Annotated in this window: 17 protein-coding genes; 12 read left to right on the forward strand and 5 right to left on the reverse strand. The window is 68.7% G+C overall.

What is annotated here, in order from left to right; all coding sequences use genetic code 11:
* Window positions 1-951, reverse strand: coding sequence for a LysM peptidoglycan-binding domain-containing protein (locus G3I17_RS04640; RefSeq protein WP_203589755.1), 951 nt, complete (start codon window positions 949-951; stop codon window positions 1-3).
* A gap of 168 nt (window positions 952-1,119) precedes the next feature.
* Between G3I17_RS04640 and G3I17_RS04645 the strand changes: the two genes are divergently transcribed.
* Both G3I17_RS04645 and G3I17_RS39665 read left to right on the forward strand, forming a co-directional pair.
* On the forward strand, window positions 1,120-1,500 hold the full coding sequence (locus G3I17_RS04645; protein WP_203589756.1) for a hypothetical protein: 381 nt from the start codon (window positions 1,120-1,122) through the stop codon (window positions 1,498-1,500).
* Complete coding sequence (locus G3I17_RS39665; protein ID WP_203589757.1) at window positions 1,497-1,664, forward strand: hypothetical protein; 168 nt, start codon at window positions 1,497-1,499, stop codon at window positions 1,662-1,664. Before G3I17_RS04645 ends, G3I17_RS39665 begins: the two co-directional genes overlap by 4 nt.
* A gap of 12 nt (window positions 1,665-1,676) precedes the next feature.
* On the opposite strand, the gene G3I17_RS04650 is transcribed toward G3I17_RS39665, so the two are convergent.
* Window positions 1,677-1,928, reverse strand: coding sequence for a helix-turn-helix domain-containing protein (locus G3I17_RS04650; RefSeq protein WP_164594420.1), 252 nt, complete (start codon window positions 1,926-1,928; stop codon window positions 1,677-1,679).
* Window positions 1,929-2,136: 208 nt separating this feature from the next.
* On the opposite strand from G3I17_RS04650, the gene G3I17_RS04655 reads away from it, so the two are divergent.
* From G3I17_RS04655 to G3I17_RS04675, 5 genes are all read left to right on the forward strand, one after another.
* Window positions 2,137-2,793: an SAF domain-containing protein gene (locus G3I17_RS04655; protein ID WP_203589758.1), complete on the forward strand. Its 657-nt coding sequence runs from the start codon at window positions 2,137-2,139 to the stop codon at window positions 2,791-2,793.
* Entirely contained in the window at window positions 2,793-4,058 is a 1,266-nt protein-coding gene (locus G3I17_RS04660; protein ID WP_164594422.1) for a P-loop NTPase, read from the forward strand. The genes G3I17_RS04655 and G3I17_RS04660 overlap by 1 nt, the downstream gene beginning before the upstream one ends.
* 94 nt (window positions 4,059-4,152) lie before the next feature.
* On the forward strand, window positions 4,153-4,941 hold the full coding sequence (locus G3I17_RS04665; protein ID WP_164594424.1) for a DUF4097 family beta strand repeat-containing protein: 789 nt from the start codon (window positions 4,153-4,155) through the stop codon (window positions 4,939-4,941).
* A 46-nt stretch (window positions 4,942-4,987) separates the two neighbouring features.
* Entirely contained in the window at window positions 4,988-5,644 is a 657-nt protein-coding gene (locus tag G3I17_RS04670) for an HAD family phosphatase (RefSeq protein ID WP_164594426.1), read from the forward strand.
* A gap of 2 nt (window positions 5,645-5,646) precedes the next feature.
* Complete coding sequence (locus G3I17_RS04675; RefSeq protein WP_239062240.1) at window positions 5,647-6,852, forward strand: glycosyltransferase 87 family protein; 1,206 nt, start codon at window positions 5,647-5,649, stop codon at window positions 6,850-6,852.
* 283 nt (window positions 6,853-7,135) lie between these two features.
* On the opposite strand, the gene G3I17_RS04680 is transcribed toward G3I17_RS04675, so the two are convergent.
* Both G3I17_RS04680 and G3I17_RS04685 read right to left on the reverse strand, forming a co-directional pair.
* A complete protein-coding gene (locus tag G3I17_RS04680) occupies window positions 7,136-8,461 on the reverse strand; it encodes a hypothetical protein (protein WP_164594430.1) in 1,326 nt (441 codons plus the stop codon).
* 10 nt (window positions 8,462-8,471) lie between these two features.
* Window positions 8,472-8,975: a cupredoxin domain-containing protein gene (locus G3I17_RS04685; protein ID WP_164594433.1), complete on the reverse strand. Its 504-nt coding sequence runs from the start codon at window positions 8,973-8,975 to the stop codon at window positions 8,472-8,474.
* Window positions 8,976-9,205: 230 nt separating this feature from the next.
* Between G3I17_RS04685 and G3I17_RS04690 the strand changes: the two genes are divergently transcribed.
* From G3I17_RS04690 to G3I17_RS04700, 3 genes are read left to right on the forward strand one after another with little or no spacing between them, the layout of a single operon-like run.
* Complete coding sequence (locus G3I17_RS04690; protein WP_203589759.1) at window positions 9,206-10,705, forward strand: wax ester/triacylglycerol synthase family O-acyltransferase; 1,500 nt, start codon at window positions 9,206-9,208, stop codon at window positions 10,703-10,705.
* A complete protein-coding gene (locus tag G3I17_RS04695) occupies window positions 10,702-11,250 on the forward strand; it encodes a hypothetical protein (protein WP_164594435.1) in 549 nt (182 codons plus the stop codon). The genes G3I17_RS04690 and G3I17_RS04695 overlap by 4 nt, the downstream gene beginning before the upstream one ends.
* 16 nt (window positions 11,251-11,266) lie before the next feature.
* On the forward strand, window positions 11,267-12,190 hold the full coding sequence (locus G3I17_RS04700) for a Ku protein (RefSeq protein WP_164594437.1): 924 nt from the start codon (window positions 11,267-11,269) through the stop codon (window positions 12,188-12,190).
* A gap of 58 nt (window positions 12,191-12,248) precedes the next feature.
* Here the strand turns inward: G3I17_RS04700 and G3I17_RS04705 are convergent, their stop codons facing one another.
* Window positions 12,249-12,842, reverse strand: coding sequence for a hypothetical protein (locus G3I17_RS04705; RefSeq protein WP_164594439.1), 594 nt, complete (start codon window positions 12,840-12,842; stop codon window positions 12,249-12,251).
* Window positions 12,843-12,972: 130 nt separating this feature from the next.
* On the opposite strand from G3I17_RS04705, the gene G3I17_RS04710 reads away from it, so the two are divergent.
* Both G3I17_RS04710 and G3I17_RS04715 read left to right on the forward strand, forming a co-directional pair.
* A complete protein-coding gene (locus G3I17_RS04710; RefSeq protein ID WP_164594441.1) occupies window positions 12,973-15,708 on the forward strand; it encodes a BTAD domain-containing putative transcriptional regulator in 2,736 nt (911 codons plus the stop codon).
* A 77-nt stretch (window positions 15,709-15,785) separates the two neighbouring features.
* Window positions 15,786-16,073, forward strand: coding sequence for a hypothetical protein (locus G3I17_RS04715; protein WP_164594443.1), 288 nt, complete (start codon window positions 15,786-15,788; stop codon window positions 16,071-16,073).
* Window positions 16,074-16,080: the final 7 nt, after the last annotated feature.

Below are 16,080 nucleotides of genomic sequence, written 5' to 3' on the forward strand. Positions count from 1 at the left end.
TCACTTCTCCTGGTGGGTTCGCGGCACGGGGTGGCTGAGTGCGGGTGGTTTGAGCACCTGACCGGGGTGGATCAGGTCTGGGTCTGGGCCGATCAGTTGGCGGTTGGCGGAGTACCACTGCGGCCAGCGGGCGGCGATGGCCTCGTCGGTCGCGTGGGGGCCGAGCTCGGCTGCGGCGATCGACCAGAGCGAGTCGCCTCGCTTGACCACCTGTGAGGCGGCACGGGCGAGCTGCCCCGACTGCAGATGCGTGTAGCGAGTCGGAGCCCCGCTGGTCGGCCGATCCGGCACAGCAACCTGCTCGACCGGCCCCTTCTTCGGTACTGCGGTACGCCCGGTCAGCTGAGCGCCTTGCCCCTTGCCCGGAGCCGGTCGGGTCCGCGACTCGGCTCCCGTTCGTGCCAAGGCCGCCGACGGTTCGCCGGAGCCGGTGAGCTCGATGGACGACGGCTTCTCGGTGGCTCGCCAATCACCGACTGAGCTGCCGGTCACCTCGACGGTCGAGCGGGGCTCGACGGCGCTCCAGGGGCGGTCGCCGGCGTGGGCCGTCACTTGGATCGTTGAGCGCGACTCTGTGGTGGTGAAGCCATGGCTGCCGTCGCCGGGGGCGGCTTGGGCGACGCCGATGGTGAGTGGCGTGACAGCGGCCACCCCGAGGGCCGAGCGGAGCAGAGTCCGTGAGGTCTGGGACGTGATGCGCGTAGCCACGAGCGAGGCACTGCGACCGATGACACCCGGGACTTGCTCGAGCACTGTCGCGAGCACGGCGACGACGAGCCAGCCGTAGGAGACCCAGGCGACCGCGCCGACCGCGACCGAGGCCATCGAGGTCAGGTCCTGGGCGCTGGCCGCATCGATCGAGCCTGCGGTCACCCAGCGCAGCAGCAGGCCGAGGGCGGCGAGTGCGCCCAGGGCGAGCAGTCCCTTCAGTCCACGGATCATCGTGTTCATCTGTTTTGACCTCCGATCTATGCGTTTGCTTGAGTTTGCGCTGGCTTGATCAATATAGCCCTGCCTAGACCGCCTTTGGCAAGTCGAAAAACGATGGAATCTGTCACGGAGTGTCGATGGGGTTGACGCAGAGTGCTGCTGACCGCTCGGGCGGGGTAGGTTCGCGGCATGCGTCTGGAAGCTCTGTTCGAGGACCTGGAGTCACAGTTCGAGGCCCTGCAGGACGGCGATCTGTACGGCGAGGTCGCGGACCGGATCCGCGCAGAGGTCGGCAAGATCACCGTGCTGGACCGCCTGCGTGGTGCCGTCGGGACGATGATCCGGGTGGACCTGAGGCGTGCCGAGCCCGTCCAGGGGACGCTCGGCCGGGTCGGCAAGGACTGCCTGCTGCTGGAGGCGGAGCGCTACGAGGAGTGGCTGATCCCCGCCGCCGCGCTCACCGGCATCCACGGGCTGGGCCCGTTCGCGGAGTCGGCCGAGGGGCCGTCGCGGCCAAACTCGGGCTGGCGCATCTGCTGCGCGGAATCGCCCGGGATCGTTCACCGGTGACGTTGTTCTGCGGCGGAAACCCGATCACCGGCACGATCGACCGGGTCGGCGCGGACTTCCTCGAGATCGCCGAGCACCCGCTTGACGCGCCCCGCCGGCGTACCGAGGTCTACAACTCCCGGCTGGTCCCCACTCAGGCGCTGGACGCCGTCCGGCGACGCTGAAGCCGGAAGACGCTAGAGCTGGGCTTCCTCGGAGGGAGCCTCGGCCTCTTCACCGAACGGGTGGGTGTCGATGAACTGCTTCGTCTCGGTGTAGAGGCGCTCGATGTACTTCTCCAGCTCGGTCGACTCCACCCGCCACTGGCCGCGGCCGCCGATCTTCACTGCCGGGATGTCGCCGCGACGGACCAGGGCGTAGACCTGGTTGGCCGAGATGTTCAGGACCTCGGCGACGTCGGACAGTTGGAGGAAGCGCGGAGCCGGCATGCGTGCTGGGTCCCTTCGGGTCGGCGGCGGCTGGTTGCTTCAGTTTGCCACGGTTAGCGCCCGAATGAGCCTGTTTGTCCCCAGCCTCCGCCGACCTGTGGATGACGGCGAACGCCCGAACCGCGGACACGGCAGAATGTCGCTCGCCAAGAGTGACCAAGCGTGACCAAGAATGATCAATTAGTAACCGAACTGGGGAGTGTTCCGAGTGGCTGACAGTCCTGTGCTGCGAAGTGGCTTCGCGGCGCCGTCAACGCCGACCCTGCGGACCCGGCGGGCCCGCTGGAAGGACGGCCGGCTGCTCCTCGGCGTGCTGCTGGTCGCGATGACCGCGCTGGCCGGCGCCAAGCTGCTGTCCGCGGCCGACGACACCACCGCCGTCTGGGCGGCCAAGCGCGATATCCCGATCGGCACCACGATCTCCGGTGACGACCTCACCACCATGAACGTCCGCTTCACCAGCAACGACGCCGCCGGCCAGTACGTCGCCGCTGACGCGGAGCTCAAGGGGCTGGTCGTCACCCGGCCGATCAACAAGGGCGAGTTCGTCCCGCGCGGTGCGGCGACCACCAAGGCCGACAACGAGCGCACAGAGTTGCCACTGTCGATCGCGGCGGGCCGGCTCCCGTCCGACACGGCTGTAGGCGACCAGGTAGACGTGTGGGTCGTTCCCAAGGACCAACCGGCCGCGATGCTTTGGGGCCAGGTCCGCGTAGTACAGATCGACGCGGTGAAGGGCGTGGCCGGCAGTTCGGCCAGGAGGCAGATACTGATCGGCTTGGAGAAGGAGGACCTGAGGAGGCTCCCGGCATCCCTGGCTCTGATCAGTAACGGCGAGCCTGTACTCATCCGGCGGGGCCGCTGATGTCGGTACCCGTCCTGCTTGCCGTCACCGGTGCGCCATGGGAGGCAGACGTCGTACGCCGGGCCGAAAGAGCCAACGGCATCCGAGTAGTCCGCCGATGCGTCGACATCGCCGACGTGATGGCCGCGGCAGCCAGTGGCCAAGCGCGGGCCGTGGTGCTCGCAGAAGACCTTCCCAGGCTGACCTCTGACGCAGTGGCCGCTCTCCATGCCCGCCGGATCGCAGTGGTCGCCCTGGTCGACCCCTCCGACAACGGTGAACCCTCCGGAGCGGAGGACCGCCTCAGCCGCATGGGCATCGAGCGGATCCTCCCGGCAGACGTCAGCGCGGATGACCTCGGCCGAGCCATCATCGACGCCGTGGAGTCGGGTCCACCCGCGACCGTCTCCCACTTCGCGGGCGGGTTCGTACCGTTCAACAGCGAGTCAGTGGCAAACCCAGAGGCGTCATACGGTCAAGGCGCCGGCCGGATCATCGCCGTCTGGGGCCCGACAGGCGCGCCTGGCCGCAGTACGGTCGCAGTCGGGCTGGCAGCAGAGCTCGCCGCGCGGAACATCCCCACCTTGCTGGCCGACGCCGACGTGTACGGCGGCACGGTGGCCCAATTGCTCGGCATGCTCGACGAGACGTCGGGCCTGGCCGCAGCCGCGAGGTCAGCCAGTGGTGGCTCCCTGGATGTAGCAGTGCTCGCCAGACACGCGAGGCAGGTCGGGCCGAACCAACTGGTCCTCACTGGCCTCAGCCGCGCCGACCGGTGGACAGAGCTGCGTCCCACTGCGATCGAGTCGGTCTGGTCGACCTGCAGGATGCTCGCACCCTGCACGGTGGTCGACGCGGGCTTCTGTATCGAGAGTGACGAGGAGATCTCGTTCGACACGCTCGCGCCGCGCCGCAACGGCGCCACCCTGGCCACGCTCGAGGAGGCCGACGAGGTGGTCGTGGTCGGGACAGCCGACCCCGTAGGCCTCACCCGGCTCATCAGATCCCTGTACGAGCTCAGGGCAGCCGTCCCGTCGGCCAACACGCGCGTAGTGGTCAACAGGGTTCGCTCAGGGTCGCTCGGGAGCTCCCCAGCCGATGCGGTGGCAGCCGCGCTCAGCCAGTACGCGGGAGTACAGGCTGCCGTGTTGCTTCCGCTCGACCAGGCGGCCTGCGACGCGGCGCTGTCGCACGGCCGGAGCCTCGTGGAGGCGGCCAAGTCCAGCAAACTCCGTAAGGGGATGCAGCAGCTCGCAGCCGGGGTTGTCAGGGATCTCCTCAGTTGAAGATCGGGGGTTAACCCCACCGACAACGCCCCGGGGATATGCCAGGGTTGACGCCAAGGCGCCAACCGTGGCGCCGGCAGCATCAGGGAGAGCGATGTCCGACGTCGAGGGCCGTCCGGCCGGCACGATGAGTACCGAGCGCCGCTATGGCATCGCGATCTCGGTAGCCCTGATCCTGGGCGGCGTCTACTGGGCGTTGACGAGTCTGAGCGAGGAAACCAAGACCAGCCACCAGACCTACCCGGTGGCGGGGACGGCGTTGTCGATCGAGACCAGCTCGACCGATCTCGAGGTGCGCTCGGGCGACGTCAAGGAGATCACCGTCGACCGGAAGTTCGAGCGCAACGCCCTCGGCTCGGACCCGAAGGACAAGTACGACGACGGCAAGCTGGAGGTCCGCGACACCGGCTGCGGGTTCCTCTCGTTCGGCTGCGACACCGACTACGTCGTGACCGTGCCCAGGGATCTCAACGTGACGATCAAGAGCAGCAGCGGCGATCTCTCGGTGACGGGTCTCGGTGGCAGCACCACGCTCGAGTCGAGCTCGGGCAAGATCGAGGTGCACGACCTGTCCGGCAACGTCACGCTGGAGTCCTCGTCGGGCGATCTCGAGGCGAACGGCCTGACGGCCGGCTCGGTCACCTCCAAGAGCAGCTCCGGCAGCATCGAGCTGACCTTCCGGACGGCACCGACGACCGTGGACGTGGAAACCAGCTCGGGTGACGCGGCCGTCCTGCTCCCGGAGGGCGACGAGACCTACAAGGTCGACACCGACAGCAAGTCCGGCGACGAGAGCGCCGAGGTCAAGATCGACCCCGCCGCCACCCGCACGATCAAGGTCCGGTCCTCCTCCGGCGACGCCGTGGTCGAGTACGACCGGTGAGCGGGCGGCCGGGGGCCGTGATCATGTCCTGAGTAGTCTTGCGCGCATGCCTGACGACAAGCCCGTACTGCGCGGCCTGCTGGTGGACTGGGGTGGAGTGCTCACCTCCGGCCTGGACGACGCGCTGGGCCGCTGGGCCGAGTTGGACGATCTCGACTTCAAGACCTACTACCGGGCGATGGTCGACTGGATGTCCGCCAGCCCGGTCGAAGCCGAGGTGAACCCGATCCACGCGCTCGAGCGCGGCCAGATCGCGGTCCCCGACTTCGAGCGCAAACTGGCCTCGATGCTGGTCCGCCGCGACGGCGGCCAGGTCCAGGCCGAGGGCCTGATCGAGCGGATGTTCGCGCACTTCGAGCACCAGCCGCAGATGTCGGCGCTGATCCGCCGCGCCCGCGGGCACGGGATCAAGACCGCGCTGCTCTCGAACTCCTGGGGCAACAGCTACCCGCGGGAGACCTGGGACGGCATGTTCGACGACATCGTCATCTCCGGCGAGGTCCACCTGCGCAAGCCCGAGCACGAGATCTACCAGCTGGCGGCGCAGCGGCTCGCCCTCCGTCCGACGGAGTGCGTCTTCATCGACGACCTCGAGCAGAACGTCGTCGCCGCCCGCGAGCTCGGCATCACCGGGATCCTGCACACGTCGTACGACCAGACGCGGCGCGAACTGGAAACCCTCTTCGGAGTAGATCTGACGTGACCATGACCTCGACCCCACCGAGCACCGACCGCCGCTGGCTGATCGTCGCCGTCCTCGGCTGCGCGGCCGTCGTCGCGCTCGGCGCCTGGGCCTACGGACTCTTCGACGGCATGATCGACCTGCGCGTCTACCGACTGGGCGGCTCGGTCCTGCTCGACCGCGCTTCCCTGTACGACGCACAGCTGCCGGGCTCAGGTCTGCCGTTCACCTACCCTCCGTTCGCGGCGATCGCGATGGTGCCGCTGGCCGTCGTGCCCTGGGGTGTCGCGCTGGTCGTCTGGACCACGATCTCGGTGCTCTGCATCGCGCTGATCTGGCGCGCAGCACTGCCCGCCAACGCGTGGACCCTGGTCCCGGAGCAGTGGCGCGACCGGCGGATCGCAGTACTGGCCGCGTTGACCGCGTTGTCGTTGCTGCTCGAACCGGTCTGGCAGACGATCCAGTTCGGCCAGATCAACTTGTTGCTCACCGCAATGATCTTGCTCGACCTGGTCCGGCCGGCCGATGCGCGGTGGCGGGGATTCTGGGTCGGCGTGACGATCGGCGTGAAGCTGACGCCGCTGCCGTTCCTCGCGTTCCTGCTGATCACCAAGCAGTGGCGGGCGTTCCGCAACGCGGTGCTCGGGCTGGTGGCGACGATGGCGATCGGGTTCGCCGTCGTACCGAACCAGTCGTGGGAGTACTGGACCGTCGTCATCCGCAACGCGAACCGGGTCGGCGGGTTGGCCTACACCGCGAACCAGTCGTTCATGGGCTTCCTCAGCCGGCTCGGCGACGAGGCGTCCTGGGTGGAGCCGGTCTGGTTCTTGCTCTCGGCGATCTTCGGCCTGCTGGTGCTCTGGCTGGCCCGCAGGTACTGGCTGGCCGACGAGCGGGTGACCGCGATCTCGGTGATGGCGCTGGCCGTGCTCTACGCGTCGCCGGTCTCGTGGAGCCACCACTGGGTCTGGATCATCCCGCTGGGCATCAGCCTGATCCGCGCCGTGCAGCGCGAGTGGGGCTCCCGGGTCGCCCTCGTCACCGGCATCGCCTGGTACGGACTGTTCATGCTCCGCTCGATCTGGTGGGTCCCGTTCCGCGACGACCGGGAACTCAGCTGGACCTTCTGGCAGTCCATCCCCGGCAACTCCCACCTGATCCTCGGCCTCCTGGCTTTCCTCACCCTCGCCTACACGAGCCGCTCCCTCCCCAAGCAGCCAACTGCCTAGGCGGTTCGGTCGTAGTAGCGGATCTGCCACTGCCCTCCGGCTCCCCAGCCAGCGATTTCCACCGGCCCCGGCGACTGCGGGGACCCGGGCGCCAGGTGGTTGCCCTAGGCACCTTGTGCACCGGGTGAGCGAATTTCCAGCGGCAAGGCGCCTACACCGTGCACAAAGTGGAGCCTTGAAGGCGAGCGAGGCGCCGCTCCCGCGCTTCTCGAGCCGCGACTTGGGAGCGGCGACTCGGGGTGGGCGGGAGCGGGCGACGGAGGAGCTCGCGTGGGGGGTAGTACTAAGCGGAGAACAGCAGTAGTAGGCCGCCGATGGTGTAGCCGACCATGACGATCAGTAGGGGGAGTTGGCCGGCTAGGGCTTTGTGGCGGGGGAAGAGGGCTACTGCTCGGTCGTGGGCTGAGACGACGCCCATCAGGTGGCCGGAGACTACTGCCAGGACCTGGATCACCGAGATTGTCGTGCTGTGGTTGGTGATGTCGGTGTTCAGGCCGAGGAGGCCGGTGCCGAAGATGTTGGCGCCGTTGGACAACGGGTCGCTGAGGTAGATCAGCGTCCGCTGGCCCTCCAGGATCAGCAGGGTCAGGTAGTGCGCGACGACGTACCCGAAGGCGATCGGTACGACGGAGTGCGCGAACAGCCCGGGCAGCGCCGTGCGGGAGCTGTCCGACAGTCGCCCGGCCAGCAGGGTCGCGCTCGAGTACGTGACCAGTACGAACAGGATGAAGGCGAGCAGCGCGAGCGTGCCGAGCGTGGTCATCGAGTAGTCGGTGTTCTGCGCCCAGCCGATCCAGGCCGTCGAGTTCGAGAACCCGTCGTACGCCGTGGAACCGAGCAGCGCCGCGACCATACCGACCAGCCCTGGTTGCGCCTTCAGACCGTCCAGGTTCTCCAGCGGCCGCCGGATCACAAGTTTGCCGTCGTCGCGCCGGCCCCACGGGGACAGCCGCGACATCAGCGTGGCGTAGACCTCGAACGGGTCGGCGGTCGAGAACCAGCGGTCGCCGAACAGGATCGCGCCGAACAGCATGATCACGACGTACAGCGCGAGCCACGCCTGCAGTACCGGCTGGGTGGCGCGGTCGGGCGCCACCAGCTCCAGCCAGGTGAACGCGAAGATACCGAGCGCCGCCGGCCACAGACCGAGCCACTTCGGCAGCGTGAAGAAGCCTTGCGAGGGCGGCTGACGCAACGCCTTGCTGAGCAGCAGGTGGATCGTGCGCAGCGGGTTCAGCGTGCGCCAGACCGGGCCGAGGACGAGCGAGATCGGCACCAGCCCGACCCAGACCAGGATGTAGATGAACCCGAAGATCGGGTTCGTCAGCCGGTCCACGCCGAACAGCAGCGCCACCATCGCGTACAGGAAGATCGCCAGCCCGACCAGCCGTACGAACCAGCGGAAGCCGGCCGAGTCGACCGTCCGGGTGATTGCGTCCGGCAACGGTATGCCGGACTTGTTACCCCGGTACTTCGGATTGCGCCAGGCCAGTCCGAGGACGACGAACGACAGCGCGATCGCGACGCCGGCGCCGCCGACCGCGAGGCCGAAGGGAACGGGCAGATCCTGCCGGCCGCCGATACCGTGCAGCGGCAGAAGTAGAGACATCACCGGCGGGTCAGGAGACGACGAGCTTGGCGACCAGCTTGCCGCTCTTGTGCGTCTCGACCTCGAAGGTGCCCTTCATGTTCGCGAGGAACTTCACCGAGGCGGGCTTGCCCGGCTTCAGCTCGAGCTCCTTGTCGTAGCCGTGGATGTGCAGTTCCTCGTCGGTGTCGCTGATCGCGGTGATCAGGACGGTCTGGCCGGCCTTCACCTTGATGCTCGAGCCGCTCGGGTTGACCTTGCCGTTGGCAACGGTGACGTTGACGGTCACGTCGGCCTGCTCGCCGGACGGGTCGGCGGTGTTCGACGGCGACTTGGTGTTCGGCGTACTGCCCGGGGTGCCGGTCGTCCCGGTCGGCGTCGTGGTCGGGGTCGCCGTGGGCGCGGTGGTGGGGGCGGTCGACGGACTGGTCGGGCCGGAGCCGCTGCCGGAGTCGTCGCCGCAACCGGCCAGGACCAGGATGCCGAGAGCGGGCAGGAGCGCGAGCGCGGTACCGCGGGAGAACGTCGAACGCATGAGACGAGGGGCCTTTCGAAGGGTCGAGATACGAACCGGGCGCACGACACGCCCTCTTGCCTGACGAACGTACGGCCCCGAGTGTTCCCGCTATGCACCATCAGTCGTGTCACGATCGCTGACAGCCAGGTTCGTAGTTCCCGCCCAGTGTCGCAGCCGACTGTCCGTGGACCCGGTTAGGGTGACTGAACACGAGACCTGAAAGCCAGACAGCAGAAGGAGGGCCCGCGATGCCGGACCGGTTGACCTCGCTGGACCTGACCTTCCTGAAGGCCGAGAGCCCGGCCACGCCGATGCACGTCGGCACCGTGGACATCTTCGAGCCGCCGGTGCACGGTGACGACGGGTTCGACTACGAGAGCCTGGTCGCCTTGATCCGGGACCGGATCGCCTTCGTCCCGCGGTACCGGCAGCGGATCCAGCACGTCCCGGGCCGGTTCGCCGGGCCGATCTGGGTGGACGACGAGGACTTCGACATCACGTTCCACGTACGCCGGTCCGCCCTGCCCCGGCCGGGCACGCATGCGCAGCTGCTGGAGCTGGTCGCGCGGATCATGTCGCGCCGGCTCGACCGGGCCAAGCCGCTCTGGGAGATGTACCTGGTCGAGGGCCTGCAGGGCGACCGGTTTGCGATCATCGCGAAGTCCCACCAAGCACTTGTCGACGGCAACAGCACGGTCGACATCGGCCAGGTCGTGCTGGACGCGACTGCGCACCCGCGGGACACCCCCACCGACACCTGGCAGCCCGCGCACCCGCCCTCGGCGCTGGAGCTGCTCGCCGGGGTGTTCGCCGACGCGACGCGGCACCCGACCGCAGTACTGGAGCTGGCGCGGGCCGAGATGGCCAGCCTGACCGGCTCGACCTCCGTGCGCGAGGTGCTCGGAGACGTCGTCGGCTCGGTGGTCGCGCAGCGGCACGTCCAGGAGAGCTCGCTGCACGTCAAGACATCCGGGCAGCGCCGATTCACCACGGTTCAGACCGAGCTCGAGGACTACCGGGCCGTCCGGGCGATGCACGGAGGCACGGTCAACGATGTGATCCTGGCCGTGGTGGCCGGCGCGCTCCGGGCCTGGATGATGACCCGAGGCGAGTCGGTCAGCCCGGCGCGCGGGGTGCGGGCCGTCGTACCGGTCAGCATCCGCGACGACGATGACGAGGAGCCGACGTCGCTCGGCTCGCGGGTGATCGCCTCGACGGTGAACCTGCCGGTCGGGGAGAACTCGCCGGTCATGCGGCTGCACCAGATCTCGTACCAGACCAAGGTGCACAAGGACACCGGGCGAGCCGTCAGCGCCCGCTCGCTGGTCGGCATCGCCGGGTTCGCGCCGACGACGCTGCACGCCCTCGCGGCCCGGGTCGCGACGGCGACCGTGCGGCCGATCGACGACGTGGTGATCACCAACGTGCCCGGTCCACAGTTCCCGCTCTACGCCCAGGGCGCGCCGATGCTCGCGTCGTACCCGGTGGTGCCGTTGATGCCGGGTCAAGGGCTGTCCGTGGGCGTCACGTCGTACGACGGGAAGGTGTCCTTCGGGCTGAACGCGGACCGGACGGCGATGCCTGACCTGGCCGTCTTCGCCCAGTGCGTCACCGACGCGCTGGACGAGTTGCTCGATACCACCAAGGGGAGCCGGAGCCGTGCGTCGCGCGGTCGCCGGACCGGGGCGGTGGGGCGGGGAAAGCAAGGAAAACAGCAACCTCGCAGTACCAAGAAGGCGGGCTCATGAGGATCTACATCCCAAGCACCATCCCCCTGCTCGACGCCGCCTGTCACGCGGGGGAGTTCGGTCCGGCGCCACTGACCGCGTACGCCGTGACGCCGGCGCTGCGCGAATGGTTCGCGACGGCCGATGACGAGGAGCTCGAGTACGCCGCGATGGAGCAAGCGGCGCGGGCATCGGTCGGACTGGTCGCGGCTGCCCCCGATGCGCCTCGCAAGCGGGTCGTGGTGGCGTGCGACGTCTCGGCGATCCCGCCGGCCGACGGCACCGTCCAGCTGGGCGACGCGCGACTGGAGTTGCACGTCGTGATCCCGTGGTCAGCCGTTGCGGCCGCGCATATCGACGGTGATCCCGCCGTCGAGGTGGTCGCCACGGCCGCGAAGCTGTGGGACGTCGCGCACGGAAACACCGCGGATCCGGGCCACGAGGAAGCTGTCTTCGCCCTCGACTCGTGCGAAGGTGAAGACCTGTTGTGGTACGCGACACAGGAGATCCCGGACTTCCTCGCGGCCGAGGGGCCGCGCGGAATCCGGGGCCGGGCGACGAGCTGACAGGGAGCTGATGGCGATGCAGGCGATCTGGAAGGGCGCCATCTCGTTCGGGATGGTGACGATCCCGATCAAGGTGTTCTCGGCGACGGAGGAGAAGGACATCTCCTTCCGTCAGGTGCACGTCGCCGACGGCGGCCGGATCCGGTACAAGCGGGTCTGCTCCGAGTGCGGCGAGGAAGTCCCGTACTCCGATATCGGCAAGGGCTACGAGATGGCCGACGGCCGGATGGTGGTGCTCGAGCCGGAGGACTTCGCCGAGCTGCCGCTGTCGAGTAAGAAGGTCATCGACGTGCTGGAGTTCGTGCCGGCCGACCAGGTCGACCCGCTCTACCTGGGCAAGTCGTACTACCTGGCTGCCGACGGCGGACCGGGCGCCAAGCCGTACGTGCTGCTCCGCGACGCGCTGGAGGGCTCCGAGCTGTATGCGCTCGTGAAGGTCGCGCTGCGGTCGCGGGAGAGCCTCGGGTTGCTGCGGACGCACGACAACGTGCTCGTCCTGCAGGTGATGCTGTGGCCGGACGAGGTCCGCGACTCGGCCTTCGCCGCACCGGACGAGGACGTCGAGATCCGCAAGCAGGAGAAGGCGATGGCGGAGTCGTACATCGACACCCTGCGCGGCGAGTTCGACCCGGATCAGTACCACGACGAGTACAGGCATGCGCTCGAGCAGGTGGTCGAGGCGAAGTCTGCCGGCGTACCGATGCCTGCCGAGACGGAGGAAGAGGAGACCGAGGGTGCCGAGGTGGTCGACCTGGTCGCTGCGCTCCGAGCCTCCGTCGAAGCCGCCAAGGCCCGCCGAGCTGCCGGTGGTACCGGCGGTGGCGGCCAAGGCAACGCGACCCCCGCCAAGAAGACGGCCGCCAAGGCACCGGCCAAGAAGGCCGCCGCCGCGAAGAAGGCCCCGGCAAAGAAGACCGCCGCCAAGAAGAAGTCGGCCTAAGGCAGAAACGTGGAACAGCCCGGTCCCTCCGAGGAGGGACCAGGCTGCCCGCAGTTGATCAGGACCACTGCATCGAGCTGATCTCGTCGTCCAGGCTGCCGAGGCCAGCGCGCTCCGGGTAGTCCCAGCCGAGGGCTGCGCCCTGGAAGCCGGCGTGCTCGTAGTGCTTGGAGTAGCAGGACGAGTAGTTGCGGAACGAGCCCATCTCGTCGTTCCACCAGTGGCTGAAGTCGTCCCAGTTGTTCACCCAGTAGATGACGTTGCCGAGCGGATTGGTCTGGCAACCCCCCGAGCCGGTCCACGTCCAGGTGGAGCCGCCGAAGTAGGAGTCTTCGTAGGCGATCTCGATCACCGTCGCGGACGGCGCGAACGAGCTGCCGGCGGCGGCGTTGATCTTGGCGGTGAAGCCGGAGTCGTTCTTGGCCTTCTGCGGGTCGGCCGGCGCGTCGGCGACGCGGTTACCGGTCGCCTTGGCGATGGCCACCGGGAAGCTGTCGTAGCAGCTGACCTTGGCCGTCGAGGCCGAGATGTCCGCGACACAGTGACGCGGCTTCTCGGTGGGTTTCTCGGCGGCCTGGGCCGCCGCCGGCGTGAGAGCCACGCCGAGTCCTACCAGTGCGGTGGACAGCAGTGCGAATGAGCGGAGTCGCATTTCGGTTTCCCCCTGTGTGAAGATCCGGCCCGATCGAGCCGGTGACCTCACAGTGGCAAGCCCAGTTGGGAAAGAAGCTTGCGGCAATCTTGCGGACCGGACACCATCGGTCACTGGGGGTGAGGCAGCGGTGGAGTTCCGCCTGTTCGGAGGGATCGACGTCATCTCGGCCGGTCGGCCGCTGGATGTCGGTACCCCTCGGCAACAGCTGGTACTGGCCGCGCTGCTCGTCGACCCGGGCCGCCCGGTCGCCATCGACACCCTGATCGACCGGGTCTGGGACGACGATCCGCCGGCCGCCGCGCGTAACGTGCTGTACTCGCACCTGAGCCGCATCCGCCGCGTCCTCGGCCCGGCCGTCAAGATCGAACGACGCCACGCCGGCTATCTGCTGCTGGTCGAGCCTGACCAGGTCGATCTGCACCGCTTCTGGCACCTGGTCGATCAGGGAAACAACCCCGAGTACGGCGCCCAGGATCGCGCGAGTCAGCTCGCGAAAGCGCTCGGGTTGTGGCAGGGAACCCCACTGGCCAACCTGCCCGGCGCCTGGGCCGCGCAGGTCCGCGATCGCTGGGACCGGCGCCGGCTGGACGCCATCGTGCAATGGGCCGAGTTCGAGCTCCGCCTGGGCAATATCGCCACGGTGATCGCGGAGCTGCCCGACCTGATCGCCGAGTACCCCCTGGTCGAACCGCTCGAGGCCTTGCTCATGCGGGCCCTGCACGCGGCCGGGCGGCCCGCCGAGGCCCTCGACCGCTACGCCTCGGCCCAGCGGCGTCTGGTGGAGGAGCTCGGCGCGGATCCGGGCATCGAGCTGAGCGAGGTACATCGATCGATCCTGCGTGGTGAGCCGCCGGTCCAATCGGCCGCGAAGCTCACCGCACCCGCCCAGTTGCCACCGGACACCTTCGGCTTCACCGGCCGGGTCAGCCGCTTGCGCCGCCTGGACGCCATCCTCGCGGACGGCGAGCAGAGCGGTGGGATCGCCGTGCTCTCGGGCACGGCCGGTGTCGGCAAGACCGCCCTTGCCGTGCACTGGGCGCATCAGGCACGCGACCGGTTCCCCGACGGTCAGATCTACCTGAACCTCCGCGGATTCGATCCAGGCGGTACGCCGGTCAGCCCGGCCGAGGCGGTCCGGACCATGCTCGACGCCTTCGCCGTCAAACCCGAGCGGATCCCCGCCGGGCTGGAGGCGCAAGTGGGGCTCTACCGCAGCCTGGTCGCCGGTCGCAAGGCCCTGATCCTGCTCGACAACGCGGCCGACGCGGATCAGATCCGGCCACTGCTGCCGGGTGCGCAGGGATGCCGAGTGGTCGTGACCAGTAGGAACCAGTTGAGCGGTCTGGTGACGGCCGACGGCGCCCAGCCGGTCACGCTCGACATCCTCTCGATCAGCGAGGCGCGCGCACTGCTGGCCCACCGCCTCGGCGCCGACCGGGTGTCCGCCGAACCGGCCGCCGTGGACGAGATCATCAAGCACTGCGCCCGGCTCCCGTTGGCGCTCGCGATTGTCGCCGCACGTGCCGCCACCTATCCCGAGTTCAGCCTGGAGGTGCTGGCGAGCGAGCTGCGGGCCGGCTTGGACGAGTTCGCCGGTGCCGACCGCGCGACCGACGTACGGGCCGTCTTCTCCTGGTCGTACTTGCGGCTCTCGCCGGACGCGGCCCGGCTGTTCCGGTTGCTCGGACTTCACCTCGGCCCGGATATCGGCCTGCGCGCGGTGGTCAGCCTCGCTGCCGAACCGCTTCGGCAGGTACGGCGGTTGCTCGGCGAGTTGTGCGCCGCGCACCTGCTGACCGAGCACGCGCCCGGCAGGTACACGTTCCACGACCTACTGCGGGCGTACGCCGCTGAGCTGGCGTTGGCGGACCACCCTGAGCCCGAGCGGCACGACGTACTGCGGCGGATGCTCGACCACTACGTGCACACCGCCTACCAAGCCGACAGCCTGCTCAACACCCGGCGCGACGACGATCCGACCGTGCTTCCGCCGGTATCGCCAGGAGTCGTACCGGAGAGCCTCACTTCGTACGACGAAGGCCTCTGGTGGTTCACCACCGAGCAGTACGTGCTGTTGTCGATCGTCCGGGCGGCGTCGGCCCCGGAGGCGGATCTGTGGCAGCTGGTCTGGACGATGACCAGATTCCTTGCCTACCGAGGGCTCTGGCAGGAGTCCCTCGAGGCACTCGGTGCCGCGGTCGCGGCCGCCGAGCGGTTGGGCGACGAGGCCCGGCTGGCCTTCGCGCACCGCTACCTCGGCTGTGCACAGATCCGGCTCGGGCTGTACGACGATGCGCGGCTCAACCTGCAGGCGGCCCTCGACCGGTACCTGGTGTCCGGCGACACGGTCGGCGCCGCCCACACCCATCGGCACTTCGCCTGGATGCTCGAACGGATGGCTGCCCACGCGGAAGCGCTGGAACACGCCGAGTTGGCGCTGGCATTGTTCCAGTCGGCCGATCATCGGGCCGGGCAGGCGCGATCGCTCAACGCCGTCGGCTGGTTCCACGCGCTCCTCGGCAACTACGCCGACGCCTTGCGGAACTGCGAGCTCGCCCTCGAGCTGCAGGCGAGTCTGGCCGACCAGTTCGGCCAGGCCGAAACGCTCGACAGCCTCGGGTACATCCAGCAGCGGCTCGGCCGGTTCGCCGAGGCGATGGACTGTTACGAGCGAGGAGTGGCGTTGTTCCAGGCGGTCGGTGATCGCTACAACGAGGCCGACACGCTCGCCTCGCTCGGCGACGTCCACCATGCCGCCGGTGACGACGGCGCGGCCCGGATCGCCTGGGCCCGGGCGCTCGGCGTACTGGAGTTGCTCGAGCACGCCGACGCCGACGCCCTTCGTGCCAAACTCGCGCCCTGAAAAGGCCTTGACTGACCGTGGCCGAGCGGGCACCGTGAATGACCTTGAGGCCGAACCTGGGGGAGACGATGGGCGAAGTGAATATCAGTGCCGACGATGTCGCGGGGCTCGTCACGACGTTGGACGCGCTGAATCTGCCGGAGCCGCAGCGGGTCCTGTTGTCGGGGCTGCTCGCGTTGGCCGCCGAGGTCGTCAACAGGGGTGAGCGGACGGCGACCGTCGAGGTGGTCGAGCCGGTACCGACGTTCGCCGACCAGTTCGCGACGGCGTTCACGCCGGGGGCGGTGGAGAGCCTCGACGCGGGTGGCACGGGTGCGGTCAGCTTCACGCAGTCGTCGAAGATCACCCGTTCCGGCGCCGAGTAGCTCCAAG

The sequence above is a fragment of the Streptomyces sp. SID13031 genome (assembly GCF_010548305.1).
GTDB lineage: Bacteria > Actinomycetota > Actinomycetes > Propionibacteriales > Kribbellaceae > Kribbella.